The sequence below is a fragment of the Brucella sp. TWI559 genome, assembly GCF_039674265.1.
Taxonomy (GTDB): Bacteria; Pseudomonadota; Alphaproteobacteria; order Rhizobiales; family Rhizobiaceae; genus Brucella; species Brucella chromiisoli.
The window spans coordinates 1-457 of sequence record NZ_JBDJNE010000081.1 but is presented as its reverse complement, the minus strand read 5'-3'; the positions used below and the strand labels follow the sequence as shown (position 1 = coordinate 457).

The window sequence follows — 457 nt, the reverse complement described above, 5'->3', positions numbered from 1 at the left end:
CGTAAACATCGGCACGATTGGTCACGTTGACCATGGTAAAACGTCGCTGACCGCAGCAATCACCAAGTACTTCGGCGATTTCAAAGCGTATGACCAGATCGACGCTGCGCCAGAAGAAAAGGCACGTGGTATCACCATTTCGACATCGCATGTTGAATATGAAACTGCTGCTCGTCACTACGCACACGTCGACTGCCCAGGCCACGCTGACTATGTTAAGAACATGATCACCGGTGCTGCACAGATGGACGGCGCGATCCTGGTTGTTTCGGCCGCTGATGGCCCGATGCCACAGACCCGTGAGCACATCCTGCTCGCTCGTCAGGTTGGCGTTCCTGCGATCGTTGTGTTCCTGAACAAGTGCGATCAGGTTGACGATGCTGAACTTCTCGAACTCGTAGAGCTCGAAGTTCGTGAACTTCTCTCGAAGTACGACTTCCCAGGCGATGAAACGCCA

At 53.8% G+C, this 457-nt stretch carries 1 protein-coding gene; it reads left to right on the top strand.

Features of this window, described 5'->3' with window-relative positions; all coding sequences use genetic code 11:
* Window positions 1-457 (top strand): GTP-binding protein (locus ABE530_RS19710; RefSeq protein WP_499695736.1); only part of this gene is annotated, 457 nt, incomplete at both ends.